This is a genomic window from Pyruvatibacter sp., from assembly GCF_040219635.1.
Taxonomy (GTDB): Bacteria; Pseudomonadota; Alphaproteobacteria; order CGMCC-115125; family CGMCC-115125; genus Pyruvatibacter.
In genome coordinates this window covers 761,859-779,887 of the sequence record NZ_JAVJSC010000003.1, presented here as the reverse complement: position 1 = coordinate 779,887, position 18,029 = coordinate 761,859, and the positions used below count along the sequence as shown (strand labels likewise).

Genomic DNA, 18,029 nt, shown 5'->3' with positions numbered 1-18,029 from the left:
CGCCTAGCGGGGTGAGCGCTTGGCCAGAATGCGCTGCAGGGTGCGTCGGTGCATGTTGAGGCGGCGCGCGGTCTCTGAGACGTTGCGCCCGCACAGTTCATAAACGCGCTGAATATGTTCCCACCGCACACGATCAGCGGACATGGGGTTCTCCGGTGGCTCAGGCAACGCATCCGGCTGGGCCAGCAAGGCTGCTTCCACGTCGTCCGCATCCGCAGGCTTTGCCAGATAGTCCACGGCACCAAGCTTTACGGCGGCAACTGCGGTTGTGATGTTGCCATAGCCTGTCAGCATGATGGCGCGCGCATCTGCGCGGGCGCCATGCAGCGCCTGCACCACATCCAACCCGGTGCCGTCTTCAAGGCGCAGGTCAACCACGGCGAATGCCGGGGGCTGTTTGCGCACTTCGCTCAAGCCTTCGACCACGCTTGATGCAAGCCGCACCTCAAAACCGCGTCGCTCCATCGCCCGGCCCAGACGCGTCAGAAACGGCTGATCGTCATCAACAATCAACAGGGACTTGTCGGCCAACGCATCAACTCGCGTCGTATCACGCTGGGTATCGACATTGTCCGGCATATTCATCACTGGCACCTTTGCGGGCTTCTGAGGTTTCGGCTTCTGAGGTTGCGGGCTTCCTGGCAGACTTGGGGGGCCGCACACGCGTCATGCACTTTCATTCACCCCGATATATGGCGCAGTTGAGCCCGAAATCAAAGCAGATTTGGCGCTATTCCGGACCTATATCCATGAATTTTCAATGGGTTAACTCGCTCCTCGGTGCTTCAATCATTGCCCGCGGCCACACCAGCCGCACGACCGCACCGCGCTGGCCGCGCGTACGGTTGGCGGCAATGAGGCGTGCGCCGCTGCGCTCGACCAGCGTTTTGGCGATAAAAAAGCCCAGCCCCATCCCGCCGCCATCAACTGCACTGTCGGGGGCATGTTCGCCGGGTACGGTGCGGCGGGTGGAAACATAGGGCTCGCCAAGCTGGTCGATGATATCGGGCGAAAATCCCGGCCCGTCATCGGTGATGGCAATTTCCACCGTGTCCGCCCACCAGCGGGCGCTCACCGTGACGTGGCTCTTGGCGAAGGCAACGGCGTTTTCGATGAGATTGCGCAACGCATAGAGGATCTCCGTGCGGCGGACAAAATCAGGGGGCTCGCCTGCATCGGCACCGCTTTGTGGCGACAACTCGATGGCAATGTCGCAGCCCCTGTCGCGGAACGGGCCCGCAGCTTCGTCCAGCAAAACGGCCAGCGACATGCGCGCGTGCATTTCGTCTCCCGCCTCGCTGCGCATACTGAGCGTTGCCAGAATATCGCGGCACCGCTCGGCCTGGCTGTGCAGCAGATCAAGATCCTCAAGCATCGCGGGGTCGGTGCCTGGGGCAGCGTCGCGTTTCATTTCCTTGGTCACAAGTGTGATGGTGGCCAGCGGTGTGCCCAGTTCATGGGCCGCGGCTGCCGCCAATCCGTCGAGCGCTGACAGCCGCTGCTCGCGCGCCAACACCAGTTGTGTCGCAGACAACGCTGCCGCCATGCGTCGCCCTTCGCGCGCAACCCTGAACGCATACGCCGCCATGAACGCCAACCCCAGTACGAGCGCCACCCACATGCCGAGAATCCACAGCGGCGGCAGTTTCACTTCCTCACCTGCAAACCACGGCAACGGCAGGTGAAACGGGCCCAGTAAAGTGATGGCCACAAAGGCAAGCGCTGCCAGCCACATGGTGGCGCGCAAAGACAAGGTGGTTGCCGAAATAGTTACCGGCACGAGGAACAGGAATGCGAACGGGTTTTCCAGGCCGCCCGTCAGATAGAGCAGCACCGCAAGCTGCAAAATGTCATAGGCCAGATACAGCGCTGCTTCTGTTTCACCCAGCCGGCGTGGTGCGGGGTAACGCAGCGCCAAAATGATGTTGAGCCAGGCAGATGCTGCAATGGCACCAAGGCACAGTTCAAGCGGCAGGTCGAAGTTCAACACGAAGGCTGTGAACAACACCGCCGCAAGCTGGCCGCCGACCGCAAGCCAGCGCAACAAAATAAGCGTTTGAAGCCGCAGCCGCCCGGCCTCGAAAATATCCGTCACCGCGCGCGCCAATGCACCGCCGCGTTCAGGGGCGTCGGGCGCCAGCAGTTGATTGTCTGCTGCCATGGGTACAACAAAACCTCTTTGGTGGTCGCGCAAGAGGCGACATCAGGAGTATAGACACTTGTACCACCTGTTTGCCCGCTGACGGAGACTGCATGTCACACCCACCCGACACACCCGCACTTGACGTCGCCAACCTGGTGAAACACTACGGCAACGTGGTGGCGGTGGATGGTGTGAGCTTCACGATGGAACGCGGCGGCACCCTGGCCTTGCTGGGCGGCAACGGCGCAGGCAAGACCACGACCATTGCAATGATTCTGGGACTGGTGACACCCAGCAGCGGCACACTGCACGCGCTTGGCTTTGATCTGACAACGCACCGGCGGCAGGCCAACGCGCTGATGAACTTTGAAAGCCCCTATGTGGACATGCCCATGCGACTGACCGTGCGGGAAAATCTCACGGTGTATGCACGTCTCTACGGCCTAGACCATGTGCGCGAGCGGGTGCTGGCAATCGCGGATGATCTGGCGTTGACGGAGTTCCTCGACCGGCCGTCAGGCAAGCTGTCAGCCGGGCAGAAAACCCGCGTCGGACTGGCGAAGGCACTTATCAATGAACCGGAACTGTTGCTGCTGGATGAACCCACAGCCTCACTTGATCCGGATACGGCGGATTGGGTGCGCGGCTATTTCGAAGCCTACAAGGCGCGCACCGGCGCAAGTATTCTGCTGGCTTCTCACAATATGGGCGAGGTAGAGCGGCTGGCCGACCAGGTGTTGATGATGACCAAAGGCCGCATCGTTGACCGTGGCAGTCCGGCTGAGTTGCTGGGCCGCTATGGCCGCACAAAACTTGAGGACGTGTTTCTGGATGTGGCGCGCGGCACAGGCATCCGCGCCGCCGAACTGCAAGGATCCGTGTCATGAGCGTTCCGGACACACACCGCACACCAACGAGCACGGGCACCAGCACACCCACCAGCACGGCCACCCGTCTGCCGCCGATCACCCGCGCCAACCCGGCGTTTTCGTTTGCCCGCATCGGCGCCATGGTGTTGCGTTACTGGTATCTGCTGCGCGGGTCGTGGCCGCGCCTGCTTGAGCTTGGTTACTGGCCGAGCATGAACCTTGTCATGTGGGGGTTTCTGCAAACCTTTCTGGCGGAAACAACAGACGTGTTTGCCATGGCAGGCGGGGTGCTAGTGGGATCGGTCTTGCTGTGGGAGCTGATGTTTCGCGGCCAGCTTGGCTTTACAATTTCATTTTTTGAAGAGATGTGGAGCCGCAATTTCGGGCATCTCATGGTGTCGCCATTGAGACCTGTTGAGTTTGTTACCGCACTTGTTGGCATGAGTATCATCCGCACGATCATCGGCATGGCACCGGCGCTGCTGATCGCCGTGTGGTTTTTCGGGTTCAACCTTTTTGAGTTGGGTATTGCGCTGGTGGCGTTCTTTGCCAACCTGGTTGTGTTTGGCTGGGCGGTGGCGCTGGTTGTGACCGGCATCATTCTGCGCAACGGACTGGGGGCTGAAAGCCTGGCCTGGGCAGTGCCGTTTATTTTCGTGCCGCTGTGCGGCATCTATTACCCGGTCAGTGTGATGCCCGGCTGGCTTGAAGCCATCGCGCTGTGTCTGCCACCGACATATGTATTTGAGGGTATGCGGAGCATTTTGTTTGACGGCGTGATTGACTGGAGCCGGCTGGCCTTTGCGGCGGCTCTCAATGTTGTGTTTTTTGCCGGTGGTTACGTCATTTTCATGGCGTTTCTGCGCGCTGCCAAAGAGCGCGGCATGTTGCTGACGATTGGGGAATAACCAGCGAAACGAGCGCTAGTCGTTGCCGTCATGGCCATCAATGTCAGTCCGCCGCGACGGCAAAAAGCGCGTTTCACCGATGCGCATGATCCAGATGTCGTCGTCGGCAAAACCGCGCTCGCGGCCTGCGGCCACAAACCGTTCAGGTGGCTCAAACGGCGGCTCCTCGGTGAGAATGACGGTGCCCCAATGCATACCCACCAATGTGCGTGCACCAATATCAATGCCGATCTGCACGGCTTCTTCCGGGTTGGCGTGGCTGGCCTTCATGATGGCGCGCGGCTCGTAGGCACCGATGCCGATCAGCGCCAGATCAAATGGGCCTTCGCGGGTGCCTATTTCCTCAAAGACAGGGCCATAGGCTGTGTCACCGCCAAAGAACACACGGCCTTGGGGCCCCTCAAAGGAGAACGCTGCCCACAGTGACCTGTTGGTGTCGAGGCCGGAGCGCCGTGACCAGTGAATGCACGGCAGCGCCTTGATGGTGAGGTCGTTGAGCGTCAGCGACTGATACCAGTCCATATCCACCACAAACCGGAACCCGCGCTCGCGGAAAAAATCGCCCAGCCCCAACGGCGCCACAACAGTCATGGTGTCCTTGCCGGGCAGGCGGTGCAGGGCTGTTTCGTCCAGATGGTCATAGTGGTTGTGGCTGATTGCCAGCACATCAATGGGCGGCAGGTCGCGCACGGCGATGCCTGACGGCACGTAGCGCCTGGGGCCAAAGCCGACGGGGCCTGCATAGGTGGTGAGGTAGGGGTCCGTCAGAATTGTCTTGCCGCCGATGCGCAGCAAAAAAGAGGCATGACCCAGCCACGTGACAACGCCACGGTCTGCGTTGCCCGGCGCAAGCGCCTTGTTGAGGGCACCACGCGCCTGTTCGCGCGGCACCACGTGGTGGTCGGGAATCTCAATATCACGAAAGCTGTGGCGGAACATGCGCTCCATGAAGGGCAGCATGTCCCTGAGGCCCGCAGTGCGGTTGGGGCTGCCCGGCGGGTTGCGAAAACGCCCGTCAGGCAAATGATGCCAAGGCGTTTTGTCAGCGCCGTTTTGGGGCTGCCCTTTGGCTACCGGTGTCTGTTTGCCGATCACCGGCCATTTGCGATCCATGCTTGGGGATATACGCATTGCGCGCACACAGGCAAGGGCTCACGAAACCAGCGCCTGGTGCCTGCTGCGCTGCATCTGCCTACTGGGCTCCGGCAGCCTCCAGCACCTCAACCGTGCTGCGGTGGCGGCGCTCGACCGCCAGCATAAGCGGGGTGCGGCCGGTATTGTCGGTGTCGTTGAGGTAGGCACCGGCGTCAATCAGCAACTGCACCATATTGGTGTGGCCAAGTTTGGCGGCGATCATCAATGGGGTTTCATTGTCTGTGCCTGCCTTGTCCACGTCGGCTCCGGCATCAATCAGCAATTGGGCAATGTCCATGCGGTTGGTGCGGACCGCCGCTTCAAGGGCGGTCTGGTTGGCACGAATGGGTGTCGTGTTCACGCGTGCGCCGCGCTCAAGCAGCAGCGCCACCACATCCTTGCTGCCTGCCGTCACCGCTTCAATGAGGGCCGGCACCGTGCGGATGCTGCGCTCATTAGCGGAAAGACCCGCCAGAAACTGTTCTTCAACCCGCGCGACATCACCGCTGCGCACGGCGATTATCATGTCGTTTTCCGCCACAAGCTGGGCGGATGCGGGGGCTGACACAAAAAGTGCGGACGCAATGAATGTGAGGGCCACAATCACTACCGTGCCGGGGCGAGACTGATTACTTTTGTGTGTGCGACGCTTGGTCTGCATGATCCGATGGCCTGTTGGTTATAGTCTTTGGTGTGGCGGGTCGCTGATTGGAGTGCCCGTCTGCCCGCTGTTAAAGCCATGACGTTTCACCACGTCAAGCACCCGGCGGGCGCATAGTGAAATGTGATCGTGACCCTGTGAGGCTGAACGTACCATGAACCGCCTGTTGATCGTCTCCATTGCCGCCACTGCCACCATTGCCCTCACGGGGATTGGCTTGCTAGCAACCGGCGGTTTTTCCTCACCGCAGGGGCAAAGCGCTGCCAAATCCGCGCCGGTTCGCAGCACTGGTGTACCTAATATCGGCGGCCCGTTTTCACTGGTTGATCATACGGGGAAAGCTGTGACGCAAGCAGACTTCGAGGGTCGCAAGACGCTGGTCTATTTCGGCTTTACGTTCTGCCCTGATGTGTGCCCCACCGCCCTGCAGGTGATGGCCGTGGCGCTGGAAGAACTGGGTGAGGATGCCGATGCGATTACCCCGGTGTTTATCACCGTGGACCCTGAACGCGACGACGTGGAAACCATGGCGGCCTACGTCAATCATTTTGGCGACAACTTCGTGGGGCTGACCGGCACGCCGGAGCAGATTGCAGCCACTGCCAAAGCCTACAAGGTGTATTTCCGCAAGGTCGAGGACCCGGCATCAAGCGGTGGCTACACGATGGACCATTCGTCTGTCGTATATCTGATGGGTGAGGACGGCACGTTTCTGGCCAACTTCACCCATGAAACCTTGCCTGACCGTATGGCCGCGCGCCTGCGCCAGTTTCTTTAGCTTGTTGCGAAAATATCTGCATCATCACGAAATGCCTTGAACTCAAGGGCGTTGCCCGCCGGGTCCTGCAAAAACATCGTCGCCTGTTCGCCGGGCTGACCGGCAAAGCGCACATGCGGTTCGATGATGAACTGCGTGTTTGCAGCGCGCAGGCGTTGTGCAAGGGCTTCCCACGCCTGCCAGTCCAGTATCAGCCCAAAATGGCGGACGGGCACAGCGTCACCATCCACCGCATTGGTTGCCGCCGGAGCGCATTCGGCAGGGGCGAGATGGGCAACGATCTGGTGGCCGTGGAAATTGAAATCCACCCAGTCGTCTGATGAGCGGCCTTGCGCACAGCCAAGCAAATCGCCGTAAAATGTGCGGGCGCGGGCGAGATCATCAACCGGGAACGCCAGGTGAAAGCGTGGCGGGCTCATTAAGCGTATCCTTGCGGTGTAGTGTGAAATTGATTCTGTACAGATTCCGTACAGTTCCTGTGCAAACCATAATGGCAGCCCCCGCGTGAACAAGGCCCTGACCAGTACCGGCGCAGTTTTGCCCACCACCATTGAGGTGGCCGGGCGCGAGGTGCCCGTGGTGCTGCGCGCCAACAAGCGGGCGCGTCGGATGATCCTCAAGGTGGACCCCGTTGCCCGCGAGGTGACCATCACCAGCCCTACCGCACGCGGGTTTGCAAAGGCTCTGACCTTTGCCCGCCAGCACGAAAGCTGGATTGCCGAACGGCTGGACGCGTTGCCGGACCCGGTGCCGTTTGCGGACGGGGCAATCGTTCCCGTGCGTGGGATCGGGCATCAGATCACGCATGATGCATCCGGCAAGGCGCGGGCGCCCGTGCGTGCCGAGGCGCATTGCATGAACACAGAGCCTGACCTGCCGCTTTTTGCGCAGGATAATGTGGCACCCCGCCTCATCGTCTCCGGCGATAAGGCGCATATCAGCCGCCGGGTTGCTGACTGGCTCAAGCGGGAGGCCCGCCACGACCTGACGCAGGCGACCCTGGCGCACGCTGCCGCCTTTGGCACAGCCCCCGCACGCATCACCCTGCGCGACACCGCCAGCCGGTGGGGCTCATGCTCTACATCGCGGGTCATCAATTATTCCTGGCGGCTGATTTTCGCACCGCCCTATGCGCTGGATTATGTGGCCGCGCACGAAGCCGCCCACCTGATTGAGCACAATCACGGGCCGCGCTTCTGGGCGTTGGTGCGCACGCGCATTGACGACATAGACCGGGCAAAAATCTGGCTGACCGAGAACGGCGCGGCCTTGCATCGCTTTGGTGCAGCGTCTATCTAAATGACCATAAGTCATTTAGGAGGGCGGCAGATGGACCGGCGAACACTCGGCACTGACTTTGACGTTTCGGCACAGGGCCTGGGCTGCATGGGCATGTCGCAGTCCTATGGTGTGGCGGACATGGCTGAATCCGAGGCGACGCTGCTCAGGGCGCTCGACCTTGGCATTACGTTCTTCGATACCGCTGATGCCTACGGCGCGGGCCACAACGAGGAACTGGTGGGCCGGGTGCTCAAGCCGCATCGCGACCGCGTTCAGCTCGCCACCAAGTTTGCCATTGTGCCAGGCAAGGACGGCAAACTGATGGGCGTACAATGCGACCCCGCTTATGTGAAGCAGGCCTGCGACGCGAGCCTTGCCCGGCTGGGACTGGACCACATCGACCTTTACTACATGCACCGGCTCGACCCCACCGTGCCCATTGAAGACACGGTGGGCGCGATGGCTGATCTGGTGGCGGCGGGCAAAGTGAAGCATCTGGGGCTATGTGAAGTGTCCGCCAAAACCATTCGCCGTGCTCATGCGGTGCATCCGATCACGGCGATACAATCGGAGTATTCGCTGTGGACGCGGGACGTGGAAGCCCACGTACTGCCCGCCTGCGCCGAGCTTGGCATCGGCTTTGTGCCGTTCTCGCCGCTGGGTCGCGGGTTCCTCACCGGGGCCCTCAAGAAGCACGACCTTGGCAAGGGCGACATGCGCACGATCCTGCCGCGCTTCAGCGATGAAAACTTTGATGCCAACCGGGCGCTTGTATCTGCTGTAGAAGACATGGCTGCCACGCGCGGCGTCAAAGCAGGGCAAGTGGCGCTGGCATGGGTCATGGCGAAAGGGGGCAACATCGTGCCCATTCCCGGCACCAAACGCCGCGCCTATCTGGAGGAGAACGCGGCGGCATCAGATATTATTCTGTCTGCGGATGATATGGCAGAGCTCGATGCGATTTTCAGCGCCGATGCCGTCACCGGCGCGCGCTACCCGCAGGCGATCATGGATACTGTCGAGACGGACTAAAGCCCGACAAGACCGTCGCCAGAAAACACCCGCCGCCGCGGGCCGGGATGACATGGCTTTTGTCGAAGGGCGTTGGCGCTCTAGTTGCCGCCGAACAGGCGGGCGAAGAAGCCGGGCTCGGGGTCGGGGGTGCGGCGCTCATAGCCGTTGGGTGTATAGCCGGGCGGGCCGAACCGCGGGTCGTAGGCCGGTGCCGCTGCCGGCCCCCCCGCCGGGGCGGGTGCCAGAATGGCCGGGTCATAGATTGGCGCTGCGGCGACAGCAACGGGCGGCTGCCAGTTGCCCGGCAGGTCGCGCGGGGCTTTGCCGGTATGGGCGGCAGTCATGAAGTTGCGCCAGATGTCGGCGGGCAGTTTGCCGCCGGTGACATCCACCATGGATGACCCGTCGTCATTACCCACCCAAACACCCGCCACAACATCTGCCGTATAGCCGATGAACCAGGCGTCACGATTGTCCTGGCTGGTGCCGGTCTTGCCGGCGGCCGGGCGGCCTATCTGGGCGCGGCGCCCGGTACCGTCTGAAATGGTTCTGGCCAGCATGGCGTTCATGCGTGCCACATTGGTGTGGGTCATTACCCTGCCCGGCCCGCCGCCGGTGCGCTCATAGATCACCTCCATGACGGGAGGCAAATCACCCTCAGGCTGGGTTTCGGCTTCGATCAGCACACGGTTGATGATGTGCGCGATAACGCCGTTGCCGCCGTTGGCAAACGGGGCATAGGCACCTGTCAGCTCCGCGAGGGTTACTTCGGACGAGCCAAGCGCCAAAGACAAATCGGCGCGCAGGGGCGAGGTGATACCCATGCGCTGCGCCGTGCGGGCAACGGCGGCAGGGCCTGCTTCGTGGGTCAGCCGCACGGCCACGGTGTTGATGCTTTTGGACAGCGCGTGCATCAGCGTCACATCGCCTTCATAGCGGTCGGCATAGTTGCCCGGCGCATAGTTGGCGATCTGGACGGGGGCATCGCGCCGGATGGTCACGGGGGTCAGTCCGCGCTCCATGGCCGTGAGATACACAAATGTCTTGAACGCGGAGCCGGGCTGGCGCTGCGCTGTTGTGGCGCGGTTGAACTGACTGTCGCGGTATGACCGTCCGCCCACAAGCGCCAGCACGGCACCGTCGGGCGACAACGCCACCAACGCACCCTGGCTGACCCGGGCAGCTTCGCCGACCAGCGCCAGACCGCTTTTTACAGCGCCGACAGCCGCCACTTGCAGCGCAGGGTCGAGGGTCGTTTCAACGGTCACGTCGCGGTCGGCGCGCCCGACAAAATCGGTCAGTTGCTCCTCGATCCAGTCAACGGCATAGCCTGTTTCAGTCGTAGCGCGGCGGGCCAGTTCGGCGGGGAACGCAGACGCGGTATCGGCCTGCGCCTGCGGCAGATACCCGTATCGCTGCATGGCGTCGATCACGATGTTGGCGCGGGCCTGCGCAGCGTCGGGGTTATTTGTCGGCGCGAGGCGTGACGGGGCCTTGACGAGGCCGGCCAGCATGGCGGCTTCGGGAACAGTGATTTCAGCGGCGGGCTTGTCGAAATAGCGCTGGCTTGCCGCCTCGATACCGTAAGCACCCGCACCGAAATAGACGCGGTTTAAATACAGCGTCAGCAATTCGTCCTTGGTGTATTCGCTCTCCAGCCACAGGGCCAGCATGGTCTCCTGCACTTTGCGCTTCAATGTACGGTCAGGCTGGAGGAACAGGTTTTTGGCAAGCTGCTGGGTAATGGTCGAGCCGCCCTGCACCACATCCATGGCCTTGAAATTGGCCACCATGGCGCGGGCGATGCCGTAGGGGTCCACGCCCGCATGGGAATAAAACCGGCGGTCTTCGATGGCCACAAAGGCGTGCGCCACATGCGGCGGCAGTTCATCCACCCCCACCGCGCGCGCAAAGCCCGAGCCGCGCCGCGCCAGAACCGTGCCGTCATTGGCCAGAATGGTGACGGTCGGCGCGCGGGTGGGCACGGCCAGATCCTGCGTTTCGGGAAGTTCCATGGCCCAGGTGAACGCTAGCCCAACGGTGCCAACGCCCAGCCACAGCAAGGCAACGGCAGCCCAATACCCCAGATGCCGCGCGGTGATGCGCTTTATGAAGGCCGGTGGCGTGAATCCACCGCCGCCTGAACCCCTGTTGCTGGTGTTGCCGCCGCCCTGACCGCCACGACCGCCACCACCATGGCCACTGCCGGGTTTTGGTGCCGACCGGCGTTTGTCAGATCGTGTCTTTGGGTTTGGCTTGCGGGTTTTGAGAGGCTGACGCGGAACATCTTCATCAAGATCAGCTGTTTCAGAAACCGGCATGCTCCGTGGACGGATGATACGCGGGCCGGATGTCGTTGCCGATCGGCTGCCCGGCTCAAAGCCCGTGTCAAAAGATGTATCGGGAACAGCATCCGGCTCGGCTGCGCGCGCACGCCGCATACGCTCGCGACGCGCTTCAACGCCTGCCAGCATCTCGCGTGGCGATACGGCAGCAGGGCGCGGTCGCTCAGGCTTGCCGGCAACGGCACGCGCAATGCGGTCGCGCGGGATCACGCCTTCATCCGGCATGTCCTGCTCGTCATCATTGTCGCGGGGGCCACCGCCATCACGGAACCCCCGGCGTCCTGCCGTTTTTCGCGTCGTCATACGCCCCGCGAGCCAGCCGCCCGCACTCGAATTGGTTAACCAGACGTTATTGTCTGTGCCAATGTCTTAACGGCAGGTGAAGGCCGCAGTGAGGCGGCGCGATGGCGTGAATTGGGCGGCAGAAAGAGGGTAGGATGATTGACCACGGCATGTTGATTGAGGCGGTTCTACAGGCGAACCGAAAGATATTTGCAATGTCAGATGGAAGCTGGCTTAGCGATATCGCAGGAGAGGGCTACCTTGTCGCGTCAATCGCAGACTTGATCCGTAGTGAATGGCAACTCCCGGTACGCCTAGAAATGCCATATTCCAAAGTAGGCGTTGCCACGCTCGGCAAGGCCCGTGCGGATATCTGTATTAACCCGCCAAATGAGGCGGCAGGCTCCAAATCAGTTATTATTGAGGTCAAGCGAACATGGGGCAAATGGGGGGAAGATCTAAAACGCATAGATGTTGCCCGGAATAGCGACCACATCGCTCAAACAGCCTTCGTCGGCTTTCTCGCTGAGAAAGGGGATGGAGTATCAGCGAAGCAGAAGCAGCTCTTAGCTGAACTAGAAAAAGAACCTGCAGAGAGTGACGGCTGGGTAAGGCGCGCCTCAACATGCGGGCCGATGCCGTATCTTGGATCATGGGACAAGTGGGGGCTAACGGAGCAGAAATGGAACTATGGCGTCCTCGTAGTTTCCTACATCCGAATCGACCACACTAGCTAAACGTCCAGGTTTGCCACCTGCAGCGCGTTTTCCTGGATGAAGGCGCGGCGGGGTTCTACGACGTCGCCCATGAGTTTTTCGAACAGGTCGTTGGCTTCGTCCATGTGCTCGACCTTGACCTGCAACAAGGTGCGGGCGGAGGGGTCAAGCGTGGTTTCCCAGAGCTGGTCCGGGTTCATTTCGCCAAGGCCCTTGTAGCGCTGCATGGCGTTGCCCTTGCGGCCTGCATCAAAAATCGCATCCAGCAGCGCCATTGGACTGCGGATCTCAATCGTTGTGCCATCCTTGCGGGTGAGGGTTGCAGCCTTGAGATAGACTTCCTGCAGGCGCGCCGAGATGCGGTCAAGGCGGCGGGCATCGGCGGAGGCCATCAGGCGGCCATCAATGACCTGCACTTCGCGCACGCCGCGCACTTCGCGCTCGAATGCCAGCCCTCCATCGTCTGTAGGCTGACCTTTCCAGCCGCGTTCGGTTTCATCCGACAGCAGATCAAGGCGGGCGGCGATGTAGGTGGCGGCGTCACCGGCTTTGGCCTCGTCGGCCATCAGCTCAGGATTGAGGGCCCCGGCGATAGCTGCCTGCTCGACGATGAATACCGGGTAGCGGGCGCGCACTGAATCAAGAGATGTGCGGGCCTGACGGGCTTCTTCGACCACCGCAGCAAGGTCGGCGCCGCCAATCTGCTCGCCGGTGTGCAGTTTCAGCACGGCACCGTCGAGGCCGGTGGCGATCAAATAGTCTTCAAGGCCGCGTTCATCCTTGACGTAGGTTTCTGACTGGCCGCGCTTGATTTTATAGAGCGGCGGCTGGGCAATGTAGAGGTAGCCGCCCTCGATCACTTCAGGCATCTGCCGATAGAAGAAGGTGAGCAGCAGCGTGCGAATGTGTGCGCCGTCCACGTCGGCGTCGGTCATGATGATGATCTTGTGATAGCGCAGCTTGGCGATGTTGAAATCATCGCGGCCGATGCCGGTGCCCAGCGCTGTAATGAGCGTGCCGATTTCGTTGGACGACAGCATCTTGTCAAAGCGTGCGCGCTCGACGTTGAGGATCTTGCCGCGCAATGGCAGCACCGCCTGGTTGGCGCGGTCACGCGCCTGCTTGGCAGACCCACCGGCTGAATCGCCCTCCACCAGAAAAAGCTCGGAGACGGCGGGATCCTTGGACTGGCAGTCGGCAAGCTTGCCGGGCAGCGACGACACATCAAGCGCGCCTTTGCGCCGGGTGAGTTCGCGCGCCTTGCGGGCGGCTTCACGGGCGGCGGCGGCATCCACCACCTTGCCAATGACGCTTTTGGCTTCGGCGGGGTGCTCCTCAAACCAGCTTGCAAGCTGGTCGTTGACGACGCTTTCAACGACGGGGCGCACTTCGGATGACACCAGCTTGTCTTTGGTTTGAGACGAGAACTTGGGGTCGGGCACTTTCACCGACACGATGCAGGTGAGGCCTTCGCGCGCGTCGTCGCCGGTGAGTGATACTTTTTCACGTTTCAGCAGGCCATGCGCATTGGCATAGCCATTGATGACGCGGGTGAGCGCGCCGCGAAAGCCCGCAAGGTGCGTGCCGCCGTCGCGCTGGGGAATGTTGTTGGTGAAGGTCAGCACGTTCTCGTGGTAGCTGTCGTTCCACCACAGCGCCACATCAACGGTGATGTCGTCCTTCTCGGCGTGGATGGCAACCGGCGCATCAAACAGCGAGCCGCGATTGCGGTCGAGGTAGCGCACGAAGGCTTCAATGCCGCCTTCATAATACAGTTCCACCTCTTTGGGCTCAACGCCGCGCAGGTCTGAAAGGTTGATGCGGACGCCGGAGTTGAGGAAGGCGAGTTCGCGCAGCCGGTGTTCCAGCGTGGCAAAATCGAAGTCCGTCATGGTGAAGGTATCGGACGACGGCAGGAACGTAATTTCCGTGCCCGTTCGCTTCTTGCCCTTGGCCTCATCCAGCGGGGCATCGCCGGTGACAGCCAGCGGGCCTTCGGCGTCGCCATGCACAAAGCGCATTTCGTGGGTTTTGCCGCCGCGCCAGATCACCAGATCAAGACGCACAGACAATGCATTGACCACCGACACCCCCACGCCGTGCAAACCGCCCGATACCTTGTAGGAGTTCTGGTCAAACTTACCGCCGGCATGAAGCTGGGTCATGATGACTTCAGCAGCTGAAATGCCTTCTTCCGAATGCATCTGGGTGGGGATGCCGCGACCATTGTCGCGCACGGTGACGGAGCCATCCGCGTTGAGCGAAATATCCACCGTGTCGCAATGGCCCGCCAGCGCCTCGTCAATGGCGTTGTCCACCACCTCATAGACCATGTGATGCAGGCCCGACCCGTCATCGGTGTCGCCGATATACATGCCCGGACGCTTGCGCACCGCATCAAGACCCTTGAGAACCTTGATCGAATCCGCACCATAATCGCTGGTGTCCTGATCTTGCGGTGTGCTGGCGTCATTGGTCATTTTGGTATCCTTTGTCCGTATGCGGACGAGGTTGCTTTAGCCAAGTTCGCTGATATTGGTGATGATGCGGGACACGACGCCATACTCTTTGGCTTCCTGCGCGCTCATCCAGTAGTCACGGTGGGTGTCCTTGACGATCTGCTCGTAGGACTGGCCGGTGGCTTCCGCAAAAATGCGGTTGAGGCGTTCGCGCATCTTGATGACCTCGCGGGCCTGAATGTCGATGTCGGACGCAGAGCCGCCAATGCCGCCGCGCGGTTCGTGCAGCAAAAAGCGCGTGTTGGGCAGGCATACGCGGTCTTCCTTGTCGGCAGCCACATAAATGAGCGCACCGGCAGAGGCACACCAGCCCGAGCCGACCATGCGGACTTTGGGTTTCACGAACTTCACCATGTCATGGATCATGTCGCCGGATTCAACATGGCCGCCGGGCGATGACACAATCATGGTGATCGGGTCGTCGCTTTCAGCGGACAGGGCCAACAACCGTTCGGTGGTGGCGCGGGCAAGGCGGTCGTTGACTTCGCCGGTCACGAGCACGGTGCGCGACTTGAAAAGCGCGGTTTCCATCAGCGGGTTGGCGAAGCTCTTGGCGATGTCCATCGGGTCTGCATCGTTCATTGTGTCTGGTCTTTCCTGCGTGATTTATTTCGTGTTGTTTCAGTAATGTCCGTGCGCGGACTATCCGCGCGGGGTGATGTCTCCATCGGCCACATCAAAAAGCTGGGCGCGGGTGCCCATGCTTTCAAACAGGGCGGCGTCGGTTCCGGTCATCCAGGCCTGCGCGCCCAGCCTGTCCAGTTCGTTGAACAGGGCCGAGCGGCGGGTGGCATCCAGGTGGGCAGCCACTTCGTCGAGCAGCAGCAGCGGCGGCGCACCAAAGCTTGCGCAGTGCAACCGCGCATTGGCGAGCACGAGGCCGATCAGCAGCGCTTTTTGTTCGCCGGTAGAACACGCCTGCGCATCCATGTTTTTGGGCGCGTGGCGCACCAGCATATCGGCCCGGTGAGGGCCTTCAAGGGCGCGGCCCGCCGCTGCATCGCGCCCGCGCGATGACGCGAGGCGTTTTGCAAAGGCATCCTCCGCATCAACCGACGCGCCGGTTTGAAGCGTGGCGTCTGCAAAGCCCGAAGCCAGCGCGATGGAGGCCCGGGGAAACGCGCCCGCGTCAGGCCCTGTGTGTTCGGCAATGGCTGCTGCCAGTTGAGATATGATGTGGGCACGCGCCACGGCAATGGCAATGCCGTGTTCAGCCATCTGGCCTTCAAGGGCTGCCAGCCAGGATGTGTTCCAGGTGTCTTCGGCCAACAGACGGGTGCGCTCGCGCATGGCGCGCTCATAGGAGGAGACGCGGGCAGAGTGGCCGGGGTCAAAGCCGAGCACCATACGATCCAAAAAGCGGCGTCTGCCGCCCGCGCCTTCAGCAAACAGCCGGTCCATCTGCGGTGTCAGCCACAAGGCCCGCACATAATGCCCAAGCACGCCGGAGCCGGATCTGGCCGCGCCGTCCACCTTGACGATGCGCTTGTCGCCGTCTGCCCCGCGCTCGATGCCGGTGCCAAGGTCAATGGTGCCATCAGGCGTTGTGAGTGTGGCAGCCACACCCCAGGGGCCTGCGGCAGGCGCCGGATCTTCCACACTCATGTCGCGGGTGGAAATATCAGACAGCCGCACACCGCGCAGGCCACGACCGGGGGCCAGAAACGACACTGCCTCCAGCAGATTGGTTTTGCCTGCGCCATTGTCGCCGACCAGAACCACGCTACGCGAATCGAGCGCCAGCGCCGTGCGGCTGTAATTGCGAAAGCCGGTGACGACCAGCCGCAGCACCGCAAGGCGCGACGCAGTGTTATGCGTTGACGCCGTCACGGGGCGGTCTGTTTCGGCAAGGGTCAACACGATATGTCCAAATCAGGTGCGGCGCGGGCTCAGACCCGCATTGGCATCAGCACATACAGCGCTTCAGGGTCGTCGCCATCGCGCACGACGGTGGGGGAACCTGCGTCCGACAATTCGAAATGCGCCGTCGGGCCATCAAGCTGCTGGGTTATGTCGAGCAGGTAACGGGCGTTGAAGCCGATTTCCAGGGCTTCGCCCTTGTAGTCCACACCCAACTCCTCCGTGGCAGACCCTGAATCAGGGTTGTTGACGGCGAGGGTTACCCTGCCGTCGTCAAGGTCAAGTTTTACGGCGCGGCTGCGCTCGGTGGAAATGGTCGAGACGCGGTCAACGGCCGACGCAAACAGCTTGCCGTCCACTTCCATGGACTTGTTGCTCTCAGACGGGATGACGCGGCCATAATCGGGGAACGTGCCGTCAATCAGCTTGGAGGTGAGCGTTACCGTGCCGACCTCAAAGCGGATTTTGGTGTCGGACACGGAAATCCGGACGGTGCCGTCACCGGCTTCCAGAAGTTTCAGCAGTTCGGTCACGGTCTTGCGCGGCACAATGATGCCGGGCATCCCGTCGGCGCCCTTTGGCAGCGGCATGTCCACGCGGGCCAGCCTGTGGCCGTCGGTTGCAACAGCGCGCAGCTTGCCCTCGACCGGATGCAGGTAGATGCCGTTGAGGTAATAGCGGGTTTCTTCCGTTGAAATGGCAAAACGGGTTTTTTCGACCAGTCGGAACAGGTCTTTGGTGGTGACCTCAAAGCTGTAGGGCAGGTCGCCTGCGGCAGCGGCGGGAAAATCCTCGCGCGGCAGGCTTTGTAGGGCAAAACGCGAGCGACCGGCCACAATCGTGACCTTGCCGTTTTCCTGGTCGAGATTGATTTCCACCTGCGCGCCGTCGGGCAGTTTGCGCACGATGTCGTACATGGTGTGAGCGGGGGCCGTTGTGCCGCCGCTTGTGGCCACATCCGCCGTCACGCCCTCAACAATCTCGATATCCAGATCGGTGGCGGTGAGGTTTAGCTGGCCGTCCTCGGCGCTGAGCAGCACATTGGCGAGAATAGGGATGGTATTGCGCCGCTCGACAACGCTTTGCACGTGGTTGAGGGCCTTGAGGAGGGCACCGCGTTCAATCGTGATCTTCATGGGACTTATGTTTTTTCCGTTGTGGCGGGTCAGTTGTGGCAGGTCAGTTGGGGCGGATAAGGCAGGGCAGAACAAGGCGTTTGCTGACATGCGGGGTGAAAAACAGACAGCGCCCATGCCGGGTCGGCCTGTGCCAACCCCGCTTTGGCCAGCGCCCCCGAAGCAGGGGTACAAGAGGCCAGAATCAGCCTCAAAGTTATAGCAGCTTCAACCGGCTAATGTACAAAATCCGCTGTTTGTAAAAGGGGTTTTTGATGATGCGCCGCTGATCAAACACACATCGCCCCGCTTCCTTCAGGTGCCACCTTCAGGTGCCCACGCCCTTGCCCCCTTGAAAAACCGGCTGCGGGCTTTGACATACACAGCGTGCGGGCGTATGCCCC

General features: G+C 61.5%; 16 protein-coding genes. 6 read left to right on the top strand and 10 right to left on the bottom strand.

Translation table 11 applies throughout. The annotated features are described in order from the left end of the window. Nucleotides 1-3 precede the first annotated feature (3 nt). Entirely contained in the window at nt 4-585 is a 582-nt protein-coding gene (locus tag RIB87_RS07165; protein ID WP_350145006.1) for an ActR/PrrA/RegA family redox response regulator transcription factor, read from the bottom strand. Between the two features lie 172 nt (nt 586-757). After that, nucleotides 758-2,161, bottom strand: a complete 1,404-nt coding sequence (locus RIB87_RS07160) for an ActS/PrrB/RegB family redox-sensitive histidine kinase (RefSeq protein ID WP_350145004.1) — start codon at nt 2,159-2,161, stop codon at nt 758-760. A 92-nt stretch (nt 2,162-2,253) separates the two neighbouring features. Here RIB87_RS07160 and RIB87_RS07155 point away from each other — a divergent pair, with 92 nt between their 5' ends. Together RIB87_RS07155 and RIB87_RS07150 are read left to right on the top strand one after the other, a co-directional pair. Then, entirely contained in the window at nt 2,254-3,030 is a 777-nt protein-coding gene (locus RIB87_RS07155; protein WP_350145002.1) for an ABC transporter ATP-binding protein, read from the top strand. A 122-nt stretch (nt 3,031-3,152) separates the two neighbouring features. Beyond that, complete coding sequence (locus RIB87_RS07150; protein WP_350145600.1) at nt 3,153-3,920, top strand: ABC transporter permease; 768 nt, start codon at nt 3,153-3,155, stop codon at nt 3,918-3,920. A gap of 15 nt (nt 3,921-3,935) precedes the next feature. Here RIB87_RS07150 and RIB87_RS07145 read toward each other — a convergent pair whose 3' ends face one another. Continuing rightward, nucleotides 3,936-5,051, bottom strand: a complete 1,116-nt coding sequence (locus RIB87_RS07145; protein ID WP_350145000.1) for an MBL fold metallo-hydrolase — start codon at nt 5,049-5,051, stop codon at nt 3,936-3,938. Between the two features lie 61 nt (nt 5,052-5,112). Beyond that, nucleotides 5,113-5,715, bottom strand: coding sequence for an ankyrin repeat domain-containing protein (locus RIB87_RS07140; protein WP_350144998.1), 603 nt, complete (start codon nt 5,713-5,715; stop codon nt 5,113-5,115). Nucleotides 5,716-5,869: 154 nt separating this feature from the next. On the opposite strand from RIB87_RS07140, the gene RIB87_RS07135 reads away from it, so the two are divergent. After that, complete coding sequence (locus tag RIB87_RS07135; RefSeq protein ID WP_350144996.1) at nt 5,870-6,493, top strand: SCO family protein; 624 nt, start codon at nt 5,870-5,872, stop codon at nt 6,491-6,493. On the opposite strand, the gene RIB87_RS07130 is transcribed toward RIB87_RS07135, so the two are convergent. Next, a complete protein-coding gene (locus RIB87_RS07130; protein ID WP_350144994.1) occupies nt 6,490-6,912 on the bottom strand; it encodes a VOC family protein in 423 nt (140 codons plus the stop codon). The two genes, RIB87_RS07135 and RIB87_RS07130, sit on opposite strands and share 4 nt — an antisense overlap. An 85-nt stretch (nt 6,913-6,997) precedes the next feature. Here RIB87_RS07130 and RIB87_RS07125 point away from each other — a divergent pair, with 85 nt between their 5' ends. Then, the gene (locus tag RIB87_RS07125; RefSeq protein ID WP_350144992.1) at nt 6,998-7,792 is read left to right on the top strand and encodes a M48 family metallopeptidase; all 795 of its coding nucleotides are present in this window, start codon (nt 6,998-7,000) and stop codon (nt 7,790-7,792) included. A gap of 30 nt (nt 7,793-7,822) precedes the next feature. After that, nucleotides 7,823-8,806 (top strand): aldo/keto reductase, encoded by a 984-nt coding sequence (locus tag RIB87_RS07120; protein ID WP_350144990.1) that lies wholly within the window; start codon nt 7,823-7,825, stop codon nt 8,804-8,806. Nucleotides 8,807-8,886: 80 nt separating this feature from the next. On the opposite strand, the gene RIB87_RS07115 is transcribed toward RIB87_RS07120, so the two are convergent. Further along, nucleotides 8,887-11,436, bottom strand: coding sequence for a transglycosylase domain-containing protein (locus RIB87_RS07115; protein WP_350144988.1), 2,550 nt, complete (start codon nt 11,434-11,436; stop codon nt 8,887-8,889). Nucleotides 11,437-11,570: 134 nt separating this feature from the next. Here RIB87_RS07115 and RIB87_RS07110 point away from each other — a divergent pair, with 134 nt between their 5' ends. Then, nucleotides 11,571-12,152: a hypothetical protein gene (locus tag RIB87_RS07110; RefSeq protein WP_350144986.1), complete on the top strand. Its 582-nt coding sequence runs from the start codon at nt 11,571-11,573 to the stop codon at nt 12,150-12,152. Here the strand turns inward: RIB87_RS07110 and gyrB are convergent. Genes gyrB through dnaN form a run of 4 tightly spaced genes read right to left on the bottom strand, consistent with a single transcriptional unit; the run spans nt 12,149 to nt 17,646 of the window. Then, the gene (gene gyrB, locus RIB87_RS07105; protein ID WP_350144984.1) at nt 12,149-14,611 is read right to left on the bottom strand and encodes a DNA topoisomerase (ATP-hydrolyzing) subunit B; all 2,463 of its coding nucleotides are present in this window, start codon (nt 14,609-14,611) and stop codon (nt 12,149-12,151) included. The genes RIB87_RS07110 and gyrB overlap by 4 nt on opposite strands. 36 nt (nt 14,612-14,647) lie before the next feature. Then, nucleotides 14,648-15,232, bottom strand: a complete 585-nt coding sequence (locus tag RIB87_RS07100) for an ATP-dependent Clp protease proteolytic subunit (protein WP_502943216.1) — start codon at nt 15,230-15,232, stop codon at nt 14,648-14,650. A gap of 60 nt (nt 15,233-15,292) precedes the next feature. Further along, complete coding sequence (gene recF, locus RIB87_RS07095) at nt 15,293-16,507, bottom strand: DNA replication/repair protein RecF (protein WP_350144982.1); 1,215 nt, start codon at nt 16,505-16,507, stop codon at nt 15,293-15,295. A gap of 32 nt (nt 16,508-16,539) precedes the next feature. Further along, on the bottom strand, nt 16,540-17,646 hold the full coding sequence (dnaN, locus tag RIB87_RS07090; RefSeq protein WP_350144980.1) for a DNA polymerase III subunit beta: 1,107 nt from the start codon (nt 17,644-17,646) through the stop codon (nt 16,540-16,542). Nucleotides 17,647-18,029 lie beyond the last annotated feature (383 nt).